General features: G+C 47.6%; 19 protein-coding genes and 1 pseudogene. 2 read left to right on the forward strand and 18 right to left on the reverse strand.

Annotated elements, in window-relative coordinates; all coding sequences use genetic code 11:
* The 7 genes and pseudogenes from M3200_RS01930 to rplM all read right to left on the reverse strand — a co-directional run.
* Positions 1-213: pseudogene (locus tag M3200_RS01930) on the reverse strand (CCA tRNA nucleotidyltransferase); the annotation flags it as partial.
* 209 nt (positions 214-422) lie between these two features.
* Positions 423-1,634: an NAD(P)-dependent malic enzyme gene (locus tag M3200_RS01935; protein WP_022381853.1), complete on the reverse strand. Its 1,212-nt coding sequence runs from the start codon at positions 1,632-1,634 to the stop codon at positions 423-425.
* 23 nt (positions 1,635-1,657) lie between these two features.
* Positions 1,658-2,425, reverse strand: a complete 768-nt coding sequence (gene speD / locus M3200_RS01940; protein ID WP_108850828.1) for an adenosylmethionine decarboxylase — start codon at positions 2,423-2,425, stop codon at positions 1,658-1,660.
* Positions 2,426-2,551: 126 nt separating this feature from the next.
* Positions 2,552-3,139, reverse strand: a complete 588-nt coding sequence (locus M3200_RS01945) for an XTP/dITP diphosphatase (RefSeq protein ID WP_022381855.1) — start codon at positions 3,137-3,139, stop codon at positions 2,552-2,554.
* A gap of 35 nt (positions 3,140-3,174) precedes the next feature.
* Positions 3,175-4,653 carry a restriction endonuclease subunit S domain-containing protein gene (locus tag M3200_RS01950; RefSeq protein ID WP_022381856.1) on the reverse strand — a complete coding sequence of 493 codons (1,479 nt, stop codon included), beginning with the start codon at positions 4,651-4,653 and terminating at the stop codon, positions 3,175-3,177.
* A gap of 147 nt (positions 4,654-4,800) precedes the next feature.
* Positions 4,801-5,193, reverse strand: coding sequence for a 30S ribosomal protein S9 (rpsI, locus tag M3200_RS01955; RefSeq protein WP_022381857.1), 393 nt, complete (start codon positions 5,191-5,193; stop codon positions 4,801-4,803).
* A 24-nt stretch (positions 5,194-5,217) separates the two neighbouring features.
* Positions 5,218-5,658: a 50S ribosomal protein L13 gene (rplM, locus tag M3200_RS01960; protein ID WP_022381858.1), complete on the reverse strand. Its 441-nt coding sequence runs from the start codon at positions 5,656-5,658 to the stop codon at positions 5,218-5,220.
* Between the two features lie 616 nt (positions 5,659-6,274).
* Here rplM and M3200_RS01965 point away from each other — a divergent pair.
* Positions 6,275-7,735 (forward strand): carbon starvation CstA family protein, encoded by a 1,461-nt coding sequence (locus tag M3200_RS01965; protein ID WP_022381859.1) that lies wholly within the window; start codon positions 6,275-6,277, stop codon positions 7,733-7,735.
* Positions 7,736-7,808: 73 nt separating this feature from the next.
* On the opposite strand, the gene M3200_RS01970 is transcribed toward M3200_RS01965, so the two are convergent.
* The 9 genes from M3200_RS01970 to M3200_RS02010 form a co-directional block, all read right to left on the reverse strand.
* The gene (locus M3200_RS01970) at positions 7,809-8,288 is read right to left on the reverse strand and encodes an LUD domain-containing protein (protein WP_022381860.1); all 480 of its coding nucleotides are present in this window, start codon (positions 8,286-8,288) and stop codon (positions 7,809-7,811) included.
* Entirely contained in the window at positions 8,273-8,440 is a 168-nt protein-coding gene (locus tag M3200_RS01975) for a hypothetical protein (protein WP_022381861.1), read from the reverse strand. Before M3200_RS01975 ends, M3200_RS01970 begins: the two co-directional genes overlap by 16 nt.
* A 56-nt stretch (positions 8,441-8,496) precedes the next feature.
* The gene (locus M3200_RS01980) at positions 8,497-9,189 is read right to left on the reverse strand and encodes a nucleoside recognition domain-containing protein (protein ID WP_022381862.1); all 693 of its coding nucleotides are present in this window, start codon (positions 9,187-9,189) and stop codon (positions 8,497-8,499) included.
* A gap of 13 nt (positions 9,190-9,202) precedes the next feature.
* Positions 9,203-9,700: a nucleoside recognition domain-containing protein gene (locus M3200_RS01985; protein ID WP_022381863.1), complete on the reverse strand. Its 498-nt coding sequence runs from the start codon at positions 9,698-9,700 to the stop codon at positions 9,203-9,205.
* Between the two features lie 14 nt (positions 9,701-9,714).
* The gene (locus tag M3200_RS01990; RefSeq protein ID WP_022381864.1) at positions 9,715-10,863 is read right to left on the reverse strand and encodes a M20 family metallopeptidase; all 1,149 of its coding nucleotides are present in this window, start codon (positions 10,861-10,863) and stop codon (positions 9,715-9,717) included.
* A 24-nt stretch (positions 10,864-10,887) separates the two neighbouring features.
* Positions 10,888-12,039, reverse strand: coding sequence for a M20 family metallopeptidase (locus M3200_RS01995; protein WP_022381865.1), 1,152 nt, complete (start codon positions 12,037-12,039; stop codon positions 10,888-10,890).
* A 232-nt stretch (positions 12,040-12,271) separates the two neighbouring features.
* Positions 12,272-12,976 carry a helix-turn-helix transcriptional regulator gene (locus M3200_RS02000; RefSeq protein WP_022381866.1) on the reverse strand — a complete coding sequence of 235 codons (705 nt, stop codon included), beginning with the start codon at positions 12,974-12,976 and terminating at the stop codon, positions 12,272-12,274.
* A gap of 229 nt (positions 12,977-13,205) precedes the next feature.
* Positions 13,206-14,336, reverse strand: coding sequence for an aminotransferase (locus M3200_RS02005; RefSeq protein ID WP_022381867.1), 1,131 nt, complete (start codon positions 14,334-14,336; stop codon positions 13,206-13,208).
* A 205-nt stretch (positions 14,337-14,541) separates the two neighbouring features.
* Entirely contained in the window at positions 14,542-15,621 is a 1,080-nt protein-coding gene (locus M3200_RS02010; protein ID WP_022381868.1) for a phosphatase domain-containing putative toxin, read from the reverse strand.
* Positions 15,622-15,855: 234 nt separating this feature from the next.
* On the opposite strand from M3200_RS02010, the gene M3200_RS02015 reads away from it, so the two are divergent.
* Positions 15,856-16,683: an alpha/beta fold hydrolase gene (locus M3200_RS02015; protein ID WP_022381869.1), complete on the forward strand. Its 828-nt coding sequence runs from the start codon at positions 15,856-15,858 to the stop codon at positions 16,681-16,683.
* 70 nt (positions 16,684-16,753) lie between these two features.
* On the opposite strand, the gene M3200_RS02020 is transcribed toward M3200_RS02015, so the two are convergent.
* Together M3200_RS02020 and M3200_RS02025 are read right to left on the reverse strand one after the other, a co-directional pair.
* On the reverse strand, positions 16,754-18,352 hold the full coding sequence (locus M3200_RS02020) for a DUF6020 family protein (protein ID WP_022381870.1): 1,599 nt from the start codon (positions 18,350-18,352) through the stop codon (positions 16,754-16,756).
* A 72-nt stretch (positions 18,353-18,424) separates the two neighbouring features.
* On the reverse strand, positions 18,425-19,240 hold an 816-nt coding region (locus M3200_RS02025; RefSeq protein ID WP_288178078.1), incomplete at its 5' end, for a DUF6020 family protein.

Below are 19,240 nucleotides of genomic sequence, written 5' to 3' on the forward strand. Positions count from 1 at the left end.
AGCAGACGTTGTAATATCCCAGTCATGAGGCTCAAGCTTCATCATCAGATCCCTGACGCAGCCGCCCACGATAAATGCTTCAAATCCATCTTCATGAAATGCACGCAAAATACGCATCGCACCCTTGTCTATGAGTCCGATCCTTTCGTCAGAAGACAGATTTTCAAATCCTTTTTTATGAAAGTAAGAAGAAACCGCCCCCAAGAATCCCATGGTTCTCCCTCCTGTATGAATGTATATCTATTATTATATACTGAATTGGAATGGCGGGCAAAAACAGTTATACGAAATATTTCGATTTTATAATTCAAATATTTGATAAAAATCCCGTTTGAGCAAAAAAAAGACCCATATCCTGAAATGGACATGAGTCTTTTTATTATCGTATAAAATTACATTCAACGATTAGTTACATTCAACGATTAGTCTTTGTACTGAGCTGGAAGTTCAGTTGCTCTTGCTACGCCTGTCTTGATAGCAGCTTCTGCTACAGCCTTTGCGACGACATGAGGAACTCTCTTGTCGAATACGTCAACGACAACATGCTTCGGATCCAGTGTGCACTGTGTAGCCAGATCAGCCAGAGCATGAGCAGCAGCCAGTTTCATTTCTTCATTGATCTGGCGTGCGCGTACGTCGAGAGCGCCGCGGAACAGGCCCGGGAATACGGAAGAGTTGTTTACCTGGTTCGGCATATCGCTTCTGCCGGAGCCATAGATGTAAACGCCTTTTTCTTCAGCTTCTTCATACATGATTTCCGGAACCGGGTTTGCCATAGCGAAGACAATGCTCTTGTCTGCCATGGTCTTCAGAGCGTCATTGTTGAATACGCCAGGAGCGGAGCAGCCGATGAGTACGTCTGCGCCTTTGACAGCATCAGCAAATGTTCCCTGCTTGTTTTCCGGGTTTGTTTTCTTGATCAGTTCCATCTGGACTCTGTCGCGTTTTCCATTGTCAAAGAGAATGCCTTTGGAATTCAGGATGGTCATGTTTTCAGCCTTTACGCCGTCTTCCAGAAGCAGTTTTGCAATAGCTGTGCCTGCAGCGCCTGCGCCGTTGATAACGACTTTGATGTCTTCGATCTTCTTGTTAACGACTTTCAGAGCACCGAGCAGTGCTGCGAGAGCTGCAATAGCTGTGCCGTGCTGGTCATCATGGAATACCGGAATATTCATGATTTTCTTCAGTTCGTCTTCAATGTCATAGCATTTCGGGGAAGAGATATCTTCGAGGTTGATGCCTGCGAAGTTCTTTTCCAGAAGCTTTACTGTATGAATGAATTCATCTTTGTCTTTGGTGTCAAGAACGATCGGAATCGCATCAATGTTGCCAAATTTCTTGTACAGAGCAGATTTGCCTTCCATAACCGGCATGGAAGCAGCAGCTCCGATATCGCCAAGGCCCAGTACGCGGGTGCCGTCGGAAATAACTGCTACGACATTGCCTCTCCAGGTCATGGTCAGGGACAGATCTTCGTCGTCCTTAATAGCAAGGCACGGAGCGGAAACGCCCGGTGTATATACGATAGCCAGATCGTGGCCGTCGTTCAGTTCAGCATTCAGTTCAGTCTTGATCATCTGATGCTTTTCTTTTCTAAGCTCAATGGCTTCCTGTCTAAGTTTCTCGGTATCCATAAAAAACCTCCTGAATAATAAAATTAATCTTTTATAGCCGGCATATTCCTGCCGTTGAAGATTTCATACATTTCCTGCTTGAGCAGGCGGCGGATTCTCTTTACTTCCTTCTTGTCGAGTTCCTTTTCCGTCGTGTCAAACAAATAGTTGTCCAGCTTGAAATCATGAATCAGCATCTTTGTGTGGAAAATATTTTCCTGATAGACGTTGACGTCAATCATATCATAGCGGTGGCGGAGATCCGGCGACATATAATTCTGGATGGAATTAATTCTGTGGTCGATATAGATCTTCTTGCCATTGACATCCCTGGTGAATCCCCTGACACGATAGTCAGTGATTACGATGTCTGCGTCAAATGACTTCAGCAAATAGTTGAGCGCCTTCAAAGGAGAGATTTTCCCGCAGGTCGATACATCGATGTCTGCGCGGAATGTGCAGATCCCATCCTGAGGATGCATTTCGGGATATGTGTGAACAGTGATATGGCTCTTGTCCAGATGCATGACCACATCCTGCTTTTCCACTTCTTCCTCTGCAATCAGCATCGTCACGCTGGCGCCCTGCGGATCATAATCCTGCTGGGCCGTATTCAGCACGATGGCACCGATCGTATCAGCAACCTCATTCAAAATCTGGGTCAGTCTTTCTGCACTGTACTGCTCATCAATATAAGCAATGTACTTTTTTCTTTCCTGTTCTGTACTGGCATAACAAATGTCGTACATATTGAAGCTGAGCGTCTTCGTCAAATTGTTGAAGCCGAACAGTTTAAGCTTACCTCTTTTCATGAAGTAAACTGACACCCCCATCCTTATTCTTACCCGGAATGGAACATTCCAATTATAACATAGAGTCAAATAGATTGAAAACGATTTATATCTTGTATACTTATTCTGTATAGATATCGATTAAGACTATAATTTTTTTAGCTCATTGAGCAGCGCCTGGATGGCTTTTCCGCGATGGCTGATCTTGTTTTTCTCCTCCATGGAGATTTCTGCCATCGTCTTGCCATACTGCGGCAGGTAGAACAGCGGATCATATCCAAAGCCGCCGTTTCCTTTGTAGAAATCACGGATGATGCCCTCGCAGGTACCTTCTGCTGTGATTTCCTTTCCATCCGGCCATACAAGTGCAATGACGCATACATAATGGCCCTTGCGGTCATCTCCGGTATACGGTTTCAGGTCTTCCACAAGTTTTCTGTTGTTGGCCTCATCATCGCCATGCTTTCCTGCATAACGGGCGGAATAAACACCCGGGCGGTCGCCTAAAACATCTGCAATGATGCCGGAGTCATCTGACAGCACGGGAAGATTTGTGACTTTGGCGTAATAATGCGCTTTCTGCAGTGCATTTTCTTTGAAAGTTTTTCCGGTCTCCTCCGGATCTGGTGCATCAGAGACATCAGCAACAGGAACGGCTTCCCAGCCTATTTCAGAGAATACTTTCTGAAATTCCCTGATTTTTCCTTTATTATGAGTTGCAAGAACCAGCTTCATTAATTTACCCTGCCTTTCATTTATGACCACTCGATTTATGCCTGACCATGTCCCATCATCAGGGCGACGGAATCTCTCTTAGCATTTCTCCAGGCTTCTTCTGCCTTTGCCAGCGATTCAGCTGTCTTGCGGCAGAGCGCATCTGCTTCGCGGATAACCATATCATCCGCCTTGGGAAGCGGCAGCCTGAGAATCCGTTCCGTTATTAAATGGTATGAATACCCTGCTTTCATCGTATTAAGGAAAAGCTGGCCGACCGGGCCGTCCAAGTACAGTTTCAAGTACCAGGAAGTGTACCTGCCTGAAGGGCGGAGTGCCAAGATGCCAGGTGCAAGAACGCAGGATGTCCCTTCCGGAATGACGGCGGTCTTCACACTTCCATCCCTGACTGTAATGACAAGATCGCCGCTTCTGACAGCAATCCCTTCATCGCCTTCTTCTGCCGGCGCTGAGGAAATAAGGTCTTTCCTGATTCCTGAATCAGAAATGCCTTCTGCAGAAAGGCCGTCATAATATCCGGCGGAAAGTCTTCCAGGCATGAGACCTTCGAACACTTTTCCGATGGAATGATCGAGATCCAGAATATTTCCTGCAAGGATCGACTGAAGCGCAGGAGATCCATTGTATGCGTAGATATCGATATTCCAGTCGTCAGCTGCTGCAAAATCTTCAGAAGAAAGCTTAAGCGTATCATACCCATGGAAAGCGCCGGCTTCAAATCCGGATTCGCCAAATGATACGGCAGGCGACTTTTCTCCTGCAAACCGGAGGAATGCGTACTCCTTGCCGCCTAAATCTGTATCATAATAAGAAACGAGTTTTCCTTCAGCGGCCAGAGCCTTTCGTGCGTCTTCTGCTTCCTCACTGTCTTCAAGAAGAAGCGCATATGGAATCAAAACATCCATCGTGCCCTTCTCTGAAAGTCTTCTGGTGATCGAGGCAGCATGCGCAATGCTGCTTGTTTCCCAGTTGAATATGTAATTATATGCTTCCGTGTCAGCATCAAGTTCTTCCTCCATCATCATCCGCCCTCGAGGGAAGACCATATGGAGCTTTTCTTTCCATTCCGGCGAATTCATGGCAAGAGCTATTCTCTTCGTCGTCAGATCCTTGAAAAGATCATCCAAAACAGGAAGGTAGTTTTCTGCGCCGGAGAAAAGGATTGTCTGTCCTGCTTCTTCTGCCTTCTTTCCTGCTTCCTTGAGAAGAGCTCTGACTTCCTGACGCGCTGTGCCTGCTCCCGGTGCAAAGGCCATCGGATCCACGCGTAGCGCGAGTGTATACACTCTGGCATACGTATCGGCATCCCCTTCATAAAGGCCCAGGCGGTCAGCCGTCTTCTTCATATTTTCATACAGATCTTCAATGGAAATGCCATACTGGGCATTCGACGAATTGCTGAAAAGGAAATAGTCCAGATACCTTGCACGCATGACTTCCTGGAAGATATTTTCTTCCGGTACGCCATAGCGTCCAAATGTATTCGTTGCATCAATAATATCCTGTGGAGTCATATCCAATCTTCCTTTCGTTTTTGACTTCAATTGTTATCATTATACTTCACAGAGCCATTGATGCGCTACCTTGCGCAAATACGGCTGTCTTAACCGAAAAAAAAACGCACATGGAATTCCATGTGCGTTTTTGCCGTAATCCAACGATTAACGCTTGGAGAACTGGCTTGCTTTTCTTGCTTTCTTGAGACCGTATTTCTTACGTTCTTTCATTCTCGGGTCACGGGTCAGAAGACCTGCGCTCTTCAGCAGTTTTCTGTAGTCAGCGTCTACGTCGAGCAGTGCGCGGCTGATGCCATGACGGATAGCACCTGCCTGGCCTGTACGTCCGCCGCCTTTAACGTTAGCAATAACGTCATATGCGGAGGTTGTGCCTGTCAGTTCAAGTGGCTGTTTAATGATCAGTTCGAGAGTTGCAAGATCGAAATAATCTTTCAGTTCACGACCGTTGATTGTAATGTTTCCCTGTCCCGGTACCAGACGGACTCTGGCAACGGATGTTTTTCTGCGGCCAGTGCCGTAGTATGTAGCTTCTGCCATTTCTTATATTTCCTTCCCTTCTGGTTAACGGATATTGAGCTTCAGTTCTTCAGGTTTCTGAGCTGCGTGCGGATGTTCTGCACCAGCATAAACATGAAGCTTACGATACATCTGAGCGCCAAGTTTGTTCTTCGGAAGCATGCCGCGAATAGCATGTTCAACAACCCAAGCTGGTTTTTCACGAAGAGCGTCCCCGGCTTTCTGGTATCTATCTCCGCCGATGTAACCGGTGTAGTGGAAGTATACCTTCTTCAGTTCTTTCTTGCCTGTCAGAACGACTTTATCTGCGTTGATGACGATAACGTTGTCGCCTGTATCAACATGCGGTGTGTAAGTAGGTTTATTTTTGCCTGTGAGGACTTTAGCTACACTAGCTGCCAGACGGCCAAGTGTCAGTCCTTCTGCATCAACAATATACCATTTACGGGTGATGTTTCCCGCATTGGCCATAAATGTGCTTTTCATTATAAATGATTCCTCCTGAATACTAAACAGAACCGCAAGATATTGTCTTTCCTCCGGGGCTAGTGGTTTCCGGACAAATCTCACAAGAGGTATTATACCTTTTACGGAGAGTTCATGTCAAGTAAAAATAAAGACTTTTTTCTTCATTTCCTTTAGATTTCATAGGAAATTCTTTTTATATTTTATTATACATTATATATCAAGGAAATGAACAAATCTTGGATGATAGATATGTGCTGTTCCTCAAATGATTTCAATCCGCCAATTAAGGCTACATCTTAAGATAAACTCATCCTCAACGTGTATATTTATTACTAAATGGCATATGTTTTTGCTATTGACGTATAGGTTGGTGTGTTGTATTCTAATATTCGTAAAGTGCAACGGATGAGAACATTAAATCATGTTTCCGATAAAGGCTCATCCAACATTTAATTACGAAACACAGGAAAGAAGGTGTCACGCTGCCGGATGCGGATCGAAACTCCGTTTCCATGATTTGAGATGAAGTATGCCGCTTGTGCCGATAGCCGCAAGGCTTTCTGCGGTTCTGGGCAGAAGCGCCGGATTCATCAGGAGTGTATTCATTATTTTTTTATTTGGGGAGGTATTTCCTTTGATAACCTTTTTACTTGCGCTGGCCGCTTTAATCACAGGCTACTTTATCTACGGCCGCATCGTTGATCACTTCTTTGGTCCTGACGACCGTCAGACGCCTGCCACGATCCACAACGACGGCGTTGACTACATTCCGCTTCCTACATGGAAAGTTTTCCTGATCCAGCTGCTCAACATCGCTGGTCTGGGACCGATCTTCGGCGCTCTTGGCGGCGCTCTCTGGGGTCCATCCGTTTACTTATGGATTGTCCTCGGTACCATTTTCGCCGGCGGCGTACATGACTACCTCTCCGGCATGATGTCCATCCGTGAAGACGGACACAGTATTTCTGAAATCGTTGGCCACCAGATGGGCAGCACCATGCTGAACATCATGCGTGTCTTCTCTGTCATTCTTCTTATCCTCGTCGGCACCGTATTCATGACAGGCCCGGCAATGCTCCTGGCAAAACTGACCAGCTGGGAAGTTCTCCCTTGGCTCATCGTCGTTCTTGCCTACTACTTCCTGGCTACCATGCTCCCGATCGATAAGATCATTGCACGTTTCTATCCGATTTTCGGTATCTGCCTCATCATCATGGCTGTCGGCATCGCAGGCGGCATGCTCTTCGGCGTAGGCGGACACACAATGCCTGAAATGGTTTTCGCTAACCTGTATCCGGGAGAAAACCAGCTCCCAATCTGGCCGTTAATGTTCATCACCGTTGCTTGCGGCGCTATTTCCGGCTTCCATTCCACCCAGTCCCCTCTCATGGCCCGCTGCCTGAAAGATGAACGTCTCGGACGTCCAGTATTCTACGGCGCCATGGTTGCAGAAGGTGTCATCTGCCTGATCTGGGCAGCTGCAGGCGTTACATTCTTCGACGGCACAAGCGGCCTTCAGGCAGCTCTGAAAGCCGGCGGCCCTGGCGGTGCAGTTTATGATATCTGCGTCGGCTACATGGGTACCGGCATCGGCACAATCCTCGCTATGCTCGGCGTCGTTGCATGCCCGATCACCTCTGGTGATACTGCATTCCGCGCAGCTCGTCTGACCCTTGCTGACTGGTTCAAGATCGATCAGGTCGGCCTTGTAAAACGTCTTGCATTCGCAGTTCCGCTTCTCGGCATCGGTGCCGTTCTTTCTCAGATGAACTTCAACATTATCTGGCGTTACTTCTCCTGGACAAACCAGACACTCGCTATGATCGTTCTCTGGACCGGCGCAGTTTACCTCTATCGTCACTGTGAAGGCAAAGCATGGCTCATGGCATGCATTCCGGCAACATTCATGTCCGTTGTCACCTCCACTTACATCCTTCAGGCTAAGGAAGGCCTCGAACTGGCTACTTCCATCACTTACCCGGCAGGCATCGTATTCGGTGCAGTCTGCCTGGCACTCTACCTGAAAGCGACTGTTTTCAAGAAGAACTCTTCTTCCAATGAAGAACTGGAAGCAGCTCCTGTTGAAAACAACTGATCCATAATAAAAACACTCCGCGAGGGAAGGCGCGGGGTGCTTTTTTATTGCTCTTCTATCTATTGCAAATTCATTAGTATCCCAAATCCTCATTGATCAGGATGACTTCCATTTCAATATTCCTCATCTTCTTATAGTAAATGGCAAGGACATTGCAGATTCTGTCAGGCGCACCGCAGTCATAGCAGCGGTCTCCTCCCTGAAGCGAGCATCCGCACTTGTATCCGTGGCGGAGAACATTTTTCGGCGCTGCCACGTTCCTTGCACGGTAAATGGCCTCTTCCAGAGTCGGCATGATTTTATTGACCCCCAGGACAAAGTACACTTTTTTATGCCCGAAGAGCGAGCCTGCCACTCTGTTTCCTGTGCCGTCCACGTTGACCATGACGCCAGTTTCCGATACACCGTTCACCGATGTCAGGAAAACGTCAGTCACCATGGCCTTTCTCGCCAAATCAAGAAAGGCTTCGTTGCTCTTTTCAAACCCGTCTCTTTCCCTGTTGATCTGGTGCACATCAAATATGGTGTTATGGCGGCTCAGTTTCTCATACATGCCATTGCCTGAAGTGTCAATGAATCCCCGAACCCCACCGTCTCTCCGTCAATCTTCCCGTCAAGATACTCTGCCGCTTCTCCTGCCGTTTCAAAGACGCTGCACTCGAAGCGGTTGCGCTTGAACGCTCTTCTCACTTTTTCAAGGTCCATAATGATTTCCCCTTTTACAATAAAAAAGGGAAGCCTGAACAAGGCTCCCCTGCAATTTATACTTCTTCAGAAGGCAGTACTGATTCAGGATGTCTTCTGTGATAATACTTCAGATAAAAGCGGACGAAATTCGCACCGATAAATTTAACAATGATAATGAGCACGATAACCACGCCCACGGGCAGTATAGAGATAGGAAGAAGTGCCGCCCCGGAAGCGATGGTGTTATTGATGACGGCGGAGCCTGCATACTGATACGCAGCAAAAATCGTTCTTTCGTCATCATTCATCATGCCTTCTTCAAAAAGGTTCTTTGTCATGAAAGCGCCGATATCGGAGCTGGTAAAACTGGATATGAAGGCAAGTCCGGCTACGCCAGGAATTCCCAAGAGGAAACGGAGGAATGGCTGGAAAAGCTTGCCGGCAGCCTTCAAGGCTCCTAAATGCTCGCATGTTTCAATCAATCCCTGCGCGAGCATGGTAACCGGCACCATTGTCAATGCAAAGGCAAAACCTTCCCTTGCACCAAATCCGCCTGTTCCCTGCATTGCAATCTTCGCACCATCGGCATGGCCAAACTGCCCCATCAGGTTCATCAGGTCGAATGCTTTCAGGAAATTATCCTGATGCGCTACAAGCCCTGAAAAGGAGATGGTCAGGAAAGCGAGGGACACCCATCCTTTCCATGTCACCTTGTATTCATTTTCCTTCTGCAGCGCTTCCTGTTTATTTTCTTTTGATTCACTCATTGGCTGTTCCTCCTCAGTATCCCATTAAAACAAGCACGAGACGCGTCAGGAACATGACAATAACAGCGTCAATGATCGGCGTTGCAAACATGACCGGATAATAAAGAGCGCGCACTTTGCATACTAAAATGATTCTGGCAAAATGCCCGATCAGCGTTCCCATCGTAATGCATGCCGGAAACAGGATTGTTGCTTCTACCGCGGTCAGATTTCCGCTCATATACATGCCGGCAGCCGTAGCACAGCCTGCAGCTTTTGCGAAGAACGCCGCCAGAAGGACGACGGAAGCTTCACCCGGAAGTCCAAAAATTCCCATGACCGGGGCCAGTAATTTTCCAATCAGCGGCATAATCCCTGACAGGTTCAAGAAGGTAATCAGCGTATACGCCATGACCATTGCCGGAGCAATCAGTTCAACGGTAATGTAAAACCCTTTCTTGGCTCCCCTCATAAAATATTCCGGAAGTGACAAATCCTCTTCTTTTTTTACTTCTGCTTTTGCTGCTGCCATACTGCTATTCTCCTTTAAACTTCATTCATTTTTAAAATAACGGCGCCAAGAAGCTTTGCTCTTTCAAACAGGCTGTCCTTAAGCGCATATTCATCTCTTGTATGATTGAACCGGCCCTTGACACCCATGGCGCAGACGGTCGGAACGCCGGCATACACAACGTAGCCCGAATCACTGCCGCCGCCTACAAGCTTTCCTTCTGATACCGGGATTCCATTTTCTTCTCCGGTCTTCTTTACAAATTCGAACAGCTTCCTGTTTTCTTCTGTCATTTTCATGGGAAGCATGCCCTCATGGTATAAAAGGAGTTCTGTCTTCGTTCCTTCCATATAGGTATGATTCAAGACCTTGAGAAGTTCTTCCTTGACGAATGGTGAAATATCCGGATCCTGGAAACGGATATCTCCTTCTACTTCACAGTAGCCCGGAATCGCGTTTGATACGGTGCCGCCTTTAATGGTACCGACATTGAACGTAATTCCCTTATCCCAGTCCGTCATATTCTGGATATCATCAATCTTCTTTGCCATTTCCCAAATGGCACTTCTGCCCTGGCGCGGATTATTTCCTGCGTGAGCCGCAATGCCATGCACAGCGGCCTTGAATACGACGCCGCCTTTTCTGCCAATGACAAGTGAATTATCTTCGTACCCTGTCTCGCAATTAAAGCAGGCTGCGCATCCCCTGGCTTCACGCTGCAGCATAACAGTCGCTTTCGATCCGTTATGGGCGATTTCTTCATCAGAAACAAGAATCACCTTTAATGGACGTCCGGAAAATCCAGCACTGTGAAGAGCCTTCAATGCAGAAAGCATAACAGCAACGCCGCCTTTCATATCCAGTGCGCCGGGTCCGGTAACACGACTGCCTTCTACGGTAAACGGCCTTCTGGCTGCCTCGCCGACAGGAAATACGGTATCTATATGCCCCAAAAGGAGGACGGGCGCACGGGAATCTCCAGGAATTTCAGCAATCAGTGCTTTTCCTTCCTCATCCCATCTGGTACTTGCGCCTGCTTCTTCCAGTTCTTTGAATACCCTTTTGGCGACAAGGTCTACGCCTTCCCGATAAGAGGCAGGACTGTCCTGATTGACGAGATCCTGCCAGAGATCCATCATCTGGGCTTTATGGTCATCTATATAAGCAAAAACATCCTCTTTCATATGATTCCCCCGATTCTTTTCGGATTAGAGCTCAGACAAAAGAGCCATCAGCAGTTTTGTTCTTTCAAAGAGAGATTCTTCCTCTGCCCATTCTCTTTCGGTATGGTTGAACTGTCCTCTGACGCCCAGTGCGCAAAGAGTCGGGATGCCGCAGGCAGTCAGGTGAGCGGAATCGCTGCCGCCGCCGACAGCAATTGCCTTTGCTTTCGGGAATCCATATTTTTCCGCAATGGCTTCCGCTCTTTCAAACAGTTTCTCAGAACTCTCCAGTCTTTCCATCGGCGGGAATACGACGAGCTTCTTGCAGCAGGTCGTTGTCGATTCGACGTACTGCTTCTTGGCAATCGTCTGGAAAGCTTTCTCAATGCGTTCCATTCCGGCTGTTGTCTTGAAGCGGACGTCAACCTTTACCCAGGCATGTTCCGGTACAGCATTGGCTACGGTGCCTCCGGCAATAACGCCGCAGTTGACCGTCGTGCCTTCCTGCCAGTCTGTTTCAGCCTGGATATCAAGGATCTTATGAGCCAGTTCTTCTACAGCACTTCTTCCGTCTTCCGGATTATTGCCTGCATGGGCGCCTACGCCGTCCACTTCGAAGAGGTACTGGGCAACGCCCTTTCTCTCGATAACAACGCTGTTGTCCACAAAACCTGTTTCCAGATTGAATCCCATGATAGCGCCCTTTGCTTCTTTTTCATAATCAGCAGATGCTGTGGAATTTCCATGAGCGACTTCTTCATCGCCTGCCAGGATAATCTTGATGCGGTAGCGGTTATAACCGGCTTCCAGAAGGAAACGTACTGCATAAAGAAGGATCGTTACGCCGCCCTTCATATCAAGAACGCCCGGGCCTGTTACCTTTCCGTCTTTAATGGTAAACGGTCTTGCTGCCGCTGTCCCATCACCGAATACTGTGTCCATATGACCTGTCAGGACAATGAACGGCTTACTTGCATCACCGTATTCAGCAACAAGCATATTGCCTGCCTTTTCGTATTCATGGAACCAGACTTTGAATCCGCATTTTTCCAGGAAATCTTTTACATCGCGGCCTACACCGTCGACGCCTGCCTTGTTTCCTGATCCGCAGTCTCTGTCTACCAGAAGCTTCCAGGTATCCACCATAGCTTCACGATTCTGATCTACCTTATCAAATAACTGAACAACATCTTCCATACTTCCCAGCCTCCTTGTGCTTATCCGCTTAGCGGCCTAAACTTTTATTCAAATTGATATGGCAGTTGCCTGGGTATGTAACCCGCAGCCACTATATCTATGATTATATGTCATCCTACTCTTTTTAAAAAGTGAAAATTGTAATAAGAGCCGACATTGTAAATAAATTTCATTTTATGATTTTTTCACATTCGCCCATGAAAAAAGCAGCCATAACGGCTGCGCTGATGTATTATTTCTTTGATCTTGGCTGACTCCGGGCTCTTGCAAGAAGCTGATACCTGTTTTCCACATGAAAATGATGCATCAATTCCTCGACATGGTAGCGGACCGTGCGCGGACTGATGTCGAGCGTTTCTCCGATTTCCTTATACGTTTTCCCATCGCAAAGTTCGGAAAGAATCTGCTTCTGGCGGCGCGTCAGATCGACATCTGTCTTGAATCTTTCCATCGCAAGAAGCGTCCTGGCATATTCGTAATTGGCCCGGCCGGCAGTAATGGCAAATTTTTCATCTTTGCCGACAGCAAACCAGGGATTGGACGCATGAATATGCGTGATGAAAATATGCTCCCCGTCTCTTCTCATCAGCATGGTCACTCTCTGCACTTCACTGATGACCAGTTTGTACTCCTGAGGCACATAGACATGGCATTCGCAAAGAACAAGGCCCGCGTTTTCCCCAATCATCTGCGTGTCATAACGGTCGCCGTCCGCCTTCATCATCGGAATTTCCTTACGAGCCTGCTTCTTGATGTAGTAATCCCGTGCTTCTGCCTCTGTGCGGTTGAATCCGGGCGCCATATATCCGATCCAGCTGAATCCCTGCGGATCTGCCAGATCAAGCAGCTCTTTTATGGTGGCTGACTTGTCATACCATTTATGAATAAAGTTTTTTGCAACGTCCGCGGACTTCTCCCGAAAGTCTTTATTATCCATTGGTTACTCCCCACAATCCAATATGTAACATAACGTACATTTTTCATTAATTTGCTTTATTTCTCTCTATTGTATCGAATTTGCACCAATAAGAGCACTGTCATTTATGACAGTGAGGATAATTTTGACCCTTAATCTTTTTTATAAGCCATTATGCATTATAAAAAGCTCTGACCAGGATTTGACCGAATCAGAGCTTTTATACTTATTTCAGGCAAATGAGCCCTTTTTAATCTTTCGCGATTCTTTTTATGAATTCACTGACAGCCGCAAGCCCGTTTTTCAAGGTTTCCCTGTCTGCAGCGTAGCCGATTCTCATGGAATGCGGTTCTTCGAAGCAGTCGCCTGGTGTAACGAATGCGCCTGTTTCATGATACATATCACGGCAGAAGTCATAGGAGTCCATAGGAAGATCGTAGTAGACAAGAGAAGTCGTACCTGCCTTCGGACGTACGTAGGAAACATGCGGTTCACTCTTGACCCACGCATCAAGGACGGAAAGGTTTTCACGGATCAGAGTCCTGTTGCGTGAAAGGATCTCATCTTTGTGGCTGAGAGCCAGAGCGGCAATCGTTTCATCAATCATGCCGCAGCTGATCAGATCATAGTCCCTGTGGCTCCTGCATGCAGCAAGAACAGATGGATCCTTTGTAGCAATCCAGCCAAGGCGTACACCGGCAAGGGATAATACTTTGGACATGGAGCTGACGGAAATGCCTTTTTCATAAAGATCCGCAGCAGAAGGAGACCAAACATCTTCCTGTGTGAGGTGGCGGTAAACTTCATCGACCATCAGGTGAGCGCCGCATTCCCTGGCGATTTCCACGATTTCCTTAAGAAGGGCTTCATCCATCAATGCACCGGTCGGGTTGTTAGGGTTATTGAGACAGATCATCTTGGTTCCCTTGACGGCAAGACGTCTGAGTTCATCAAGGTCAGGCAGGTAGTTCTTATCTTTTTCCAGATGCATGACTTTGACATCTGCGCCAAGCGATGCAGGAATGGAATACAGCTGCTGGTAGGTCGGCATGACGGAAATGACGCGGTCGCCCGGTTCCACGATTGAATAGAACAGATGGTGGTTTGCCCCGGCTGCGCCATGGCAGGTCACGATTTCATCTGTATTCACGGTCTTGTAAAGAGAAGCGATTCCTTTCAAAAGTTCCGGCTTGCTGTAGATATCCCCGTATGTCAGTCTTCTGGCACAGATATCATCCAGGAATTCCTTCTTGTCTGTATGAGTCAGTTCAAAAAGTTCATCCAGTGAAATGGAATCCACGCAGGTTTCCGCTATATTATATTTCGCACCGACTTCATACTCATTCATCCATTCTTCCACGGCAAATGGAGCAATTTTCATAACAATCCATCCTTTCATCAATGACCATCACTCAGAAAAAAAGGTGCTCCAAAATCTTCCTTGTAACGCCGAAGCGCCGTACCTACGGAAAATCTCGAAACACCTTTTTACGCCCCCATCCGGTGACAGGGACAGTGTGGATATACATTTATGGAATTAAGTTACCATATCCTGCATTTCTTTGCAAGTTCTTGCATCATAAATCCTATTTCAGACGCTGCGGACCGGTTTTTGCTTCTCTTTTTGAAAGCCATTCGCTCCACTTCATACGGTATCCCGTCTTGTGGTTCTGCTGTACATACTCATAGAAAGCTTTGATCATTCTGGCTTTCTCTTTGTAGTATGGATTCTTCCACTGGTTTGTGCCGTTGCCTTCGTAATTGACGATATTTCCGCCAATGGCATGCTGTCGTTCAAGAATTGTTTCCATCGGAAGCTGCGGGTTCCGCATCATGTCATACATGGCCATGAAGGCAGTCGTCCTTCCCTTTCCTGCTTCGCAGTGGAAATGAAGCCAGCTGTCTTTGGGCAGGCGTCTGTAGAGCGCAATCATCTGATCAATCGTATCCGGATCGGGCCAGATATGATCCGTGGCTGGAATGCGGACATAGCGGATGCCTAATTCGCGCGTCAGTTCTTTTTCCGTCGAAGCCTCAGAAACGGTCAGCGGCTGAAGGCGGTCTTCGCGCACTCTTGCCCCTGGCGGGCTGATCAGGATTGTCTTCCCCGGAAGGAAAGCAAATGTCCGGTTTTCTTCTGCCAGAATCTGATCGAGGCTCTTCCCGACATTACCCCAGTTCCTCTTGCCATACCGGCTCACAGCCTCGCCATTGGCAAAGCCATGCGTTTCCTGCTTGAGATCTATATCATAGATCGGACCGTTCGTATGCTTCCTGATTTCCTTGATCAATCCGCGGAATCCATCGGCGGAAGGCTGAGCGCTTCCTGAAATATGAAGAGCTTCAAGTCCCTGATACATCTTTTCCCCGGCATGTTTCTTGACAAAAGGATCAGAAGTGCTGCGGAAATTCACTGGAAATTTCTCTCCTACCGGCGCATCGAGCCTCCAGACTTTTGCTTCATAGGGAGTTCTAGCTGCATTGGCGTAACGGATATTGGGATTCAGAATGACCTGTGGTGCTGCCAGAACCATTTCCTGCTCAGCCGTCACGACTTCATGCGGTGCTCCTGCCAGATCAGCGGCATCTGCTGCGCCCCATCCCATAGAAAGGCAAAGGGAAACTGCGGCTCCCAAGTAAAGTAAACGTTTTGCTGCCCGGTTCATATACATCCCCCATTCCAAATTCCTGACTCTTACCAATCAATGCGATATTCTTACTACCAGTATACACTTTCGCCGCGAGGAAATCAGCAGGATTCATTGATGAAGGCCACAGCAGATTCCCGTATTAAACGCTTCAGCCTGAAGTGTTACAATAAAGACAGCCCGACGGAGCCTTTATTCGTATGTCTCCCATGAAAGCCATTTCTGTCATTTTTTGTTCAGGAGGGATGCATCATGAAAAACGGTATTTACACAGTCAGCCACGGCGCTCACATTTATTATGAAAGAGAAGGAAAAGGCCGCCCCATTGTTCTGATTCACGGCTGGGGATGCTCAGGCCGTTTCTACAAGAAAAATGTAGAAGGATTAAAAGACAGGTATGAAGTCATTACCATGGATATGAGGGGACATGGCCGGTCTTCCAAGATGCTTGACGGATACTCCATCGACCGCATGGCAAAGGACATCCATGAAGTCATTGAATACCTGGGACTGAAGGATGTCCTGCTCATGGGCTGGTCCATGGGCGGCCCGACCATGCTCTCCTACTGGAAGCAGTTCGGAAAAGACCGCGGCCATCTGGCTGGTCTTGGACTTATTGATATGACGCCATTCCCGTTCAGCCCGGGTGAATGGAATTCCCACAGCCTCAGAAATTACAATACGGAAGGTTTCAACCAGTTTGCAAAATCTATCCAGACCGACCATGCTGCTTTTGTCAAAGCATTCTCTCAGAATATTTTCCAGGGAGGAAAAATTCCGGAAGGATTTGACTGGATGAAGGATGAAATGATGAAACTTCCGGTTCCGATAGGAATTGCACTCTACTGTGATTACTGCTACAGCGATTACACTGACGTCCTTGGTACGATCACCGTTCCAACCATCGTTCTTTCCTCTAACAGCGGTATTTTCCCGCGGAGCATAGAACAGGGGACCTGGATTGCTTCCCAGGTTCCGCATGGGGAATTCGTTCCTTTCGAAAAAGGCGGACACCTCCTCTTCTGGATTGAATCCGAAAAATTCAACAAGGCAGTTTCCTCCTTCTTTGATAAAATCTAAACTTTCATAAGAAAAAGGATGCGAGATAATCATTCGTCTCACATCCTTTTTTGAATGCTTAAATGGCTGTTTACAACTCTTCCTTTTCCGGCCTTAAGAACAAAAGGATCAAAAGAACCGGCAGCCCCCATACGTAAGCAAAGGAATAACGGAAGGCATATCCCGCAGGCGTTGCGACAAGAAGCGTCGCGGTATTCAGTAAAAGCGGAAGTGCTGCAAGGATGCACCAGCTCCTGCGATCCGCATAGAATGCAGCCGACAGAAGAATCGTCAGCCAGAAGGCAAAGCCGGCTCCCAGAAACTGGCTTCCTTCATACTGGAAATTGGCAAGGAATGATTTCAATCGGGAAGGCATGGGAAAATTTCCTACGGCCATCCTGTCATTGTCCGCCGGAAGCATATGTTTCGTATTCTCATCGGTCAGAGCCCAGCCAAATCTGGACTGCACATCATAAGCGCCTGGAATCAAGGACCAAAGGCCATAGGTCTGTGTCATCCAGCCCTCCAAATATAAGCGCGGATTTTTCAATCCCGTATCTGCCCATGCAAGGAGGAATTCTTTCTTATGGTCATTCAGCCAGCCGCGTCTGAAATCATCATTCCACTTGACGTAATCAACCGTATATGGCTGGTAATCATTTTTCCAGTTTTCTTCAGGAAGGAGATGGTCCATCAGAAGAACCGTGCTCTCACTCCGGCTGCCGTCAAGCGCAAGCACTCTTCCCATCTGCTGCAGAGGGATTCCCATGCTTTCCTGAAAAAGAGGCTCCTCATTCATTTCATGAAGAATCATGCGGCCGGGGACAATTGAAATGACCAGGCAGCAAAGAATGACGGCCAGAATCCTTTTCCATGACGGGTTATGGTACATGAGAAAGGCCGCCATGAGAACAGCGGCAGCGGCGCCATTGCTTCGAAGAAGCATCAGACCAAGCGCGGCGGCTGTCAGAAGAATATACCTGCCTCTCTCCCATTTCTCTTTTCTTTTCGTGATAAAAAGCCACATCCATACTAAAAGGGCGGCAGAAAAAAGCCCGTCCCTGACAGCTGCGATAGCATAATTTCCAGACATCGGAAAGAGAAGAAAGTATAGGTAAAGAATGTACCCTGCATTTTCATCCACGTGCTCCTTCACCCAGAAGGAAAATCTTGTAAGCACGGCTGAGATGACAGCAAGCTGCAGACAGGAAAGGATAAAGATGGATACTTCCCGCGTGCCGAATAGCTTCCTTGCTGCTTCCGCTTCATACCCGTAAATGAGGGAATAGAGCCACGGAAACTGGACGCCCGCATATTTCGGATTATCCATCATGAATACCGTATCATTCATCCCGGGTGCCGGGTAGAATGCGAGAAGGAAAATCAAATCATAAAGAAACATGGTGCCAGCAAGAACAGGGAACCATTTCCGCCCCAGGTTTTTATGCGGCAGTATCCTTACGCAAAGGAGAAGCTGCACGAGACTCTGCATCAATGCAAAGCCAATGAAAGCAAAGAGAACGAGGAACGGGATATCTGACAGCGCCAGCACCGGATCAAGAGCAGAGCGCAGCAGTTCCTGATCATCCATCCGGAAAATCTTAATCGTATACCAGATGGCAATCCCTAGCGGAATCCCGCCAAAGAGGCTGGCCCTTCCCAGTCTTCCATGAATTGTCAGATAAGGCATGGCCGCCTCCTTTCAAATAATCTGTTATACCTTCAGGTTAAAATGTAATCCGCCGTTTCTCTGATACAGGTCTTAATCTTTCCAGTGCGTATACCCATCACCGCTTCTGTCCCTCGGCTCGGGAAATACTGCTTTCTCATCATGAATGGTATTTCGCATTGGTTCCATCGGAATGGTTTCCGTGTCTGCCCTCCAGTGCATCCTGCTGTAGCGGCCTTCAGGAAGGAACGGCAGCAAGAGGAAAAGCGGCATGCAAAGCGGGAAGAAATATACATAACGGAAAACAAAGGCGGCCGGCGCAGCAATCATCAGCGTCCCCCAGAGAAGACAGGACGGAAGAAGCACAAGGAATCTCGTGTACTGTCGTCTTCTGAAAAGAAGAAGTCCTATGCAAAGAGTAATCCACAGGCAGGTGCCCGCTCCAAGATAGCGGCTGTGATCCCACAAGTACGTGCCCAGGTTTTCCTGCGTCTTCGGATCAAAGAATTTCAGGATGGTTGCTGTATGATAGGCATTATTATGCTGCGGCGCAAGGCCGTTCTTCAGATCATTTTCCGAAAAGGCCCATCCGAATCTCGACTGCGTCATTTCGTCGGGTGCGGGGAATGCCCAGTATCCGTATGTGGCAAAAAGCCATGCTTCTACATATGTTTCTTTATTTCTCTCTCCTAATGATTTCCAAGCTTTCCAGAATTCATCCGGGTAGTTATTGAAGTAATAAAAATCGAAATTACTGTTCCATTTGATCAGATCTGCCGTAAACGGATCGTACCAGGTCTTGATCTGTTCAGGCATCATCATACGGATCGTGTAGTTTTCCTCCGCTTTTGTCAAAGGCGCCCCCACTGCCACGGTCCTTGAATACTGCTGAAGCGGAATCCCCACTCT

This window comes from Dialister sp. CAG:357 (genome assembly GCF_000435155.1).
GTDB lineage: Bacteria > Bacillota > Negativicutes > Veillonellales > Dialisteraceae > Dialister > Dialister hominis.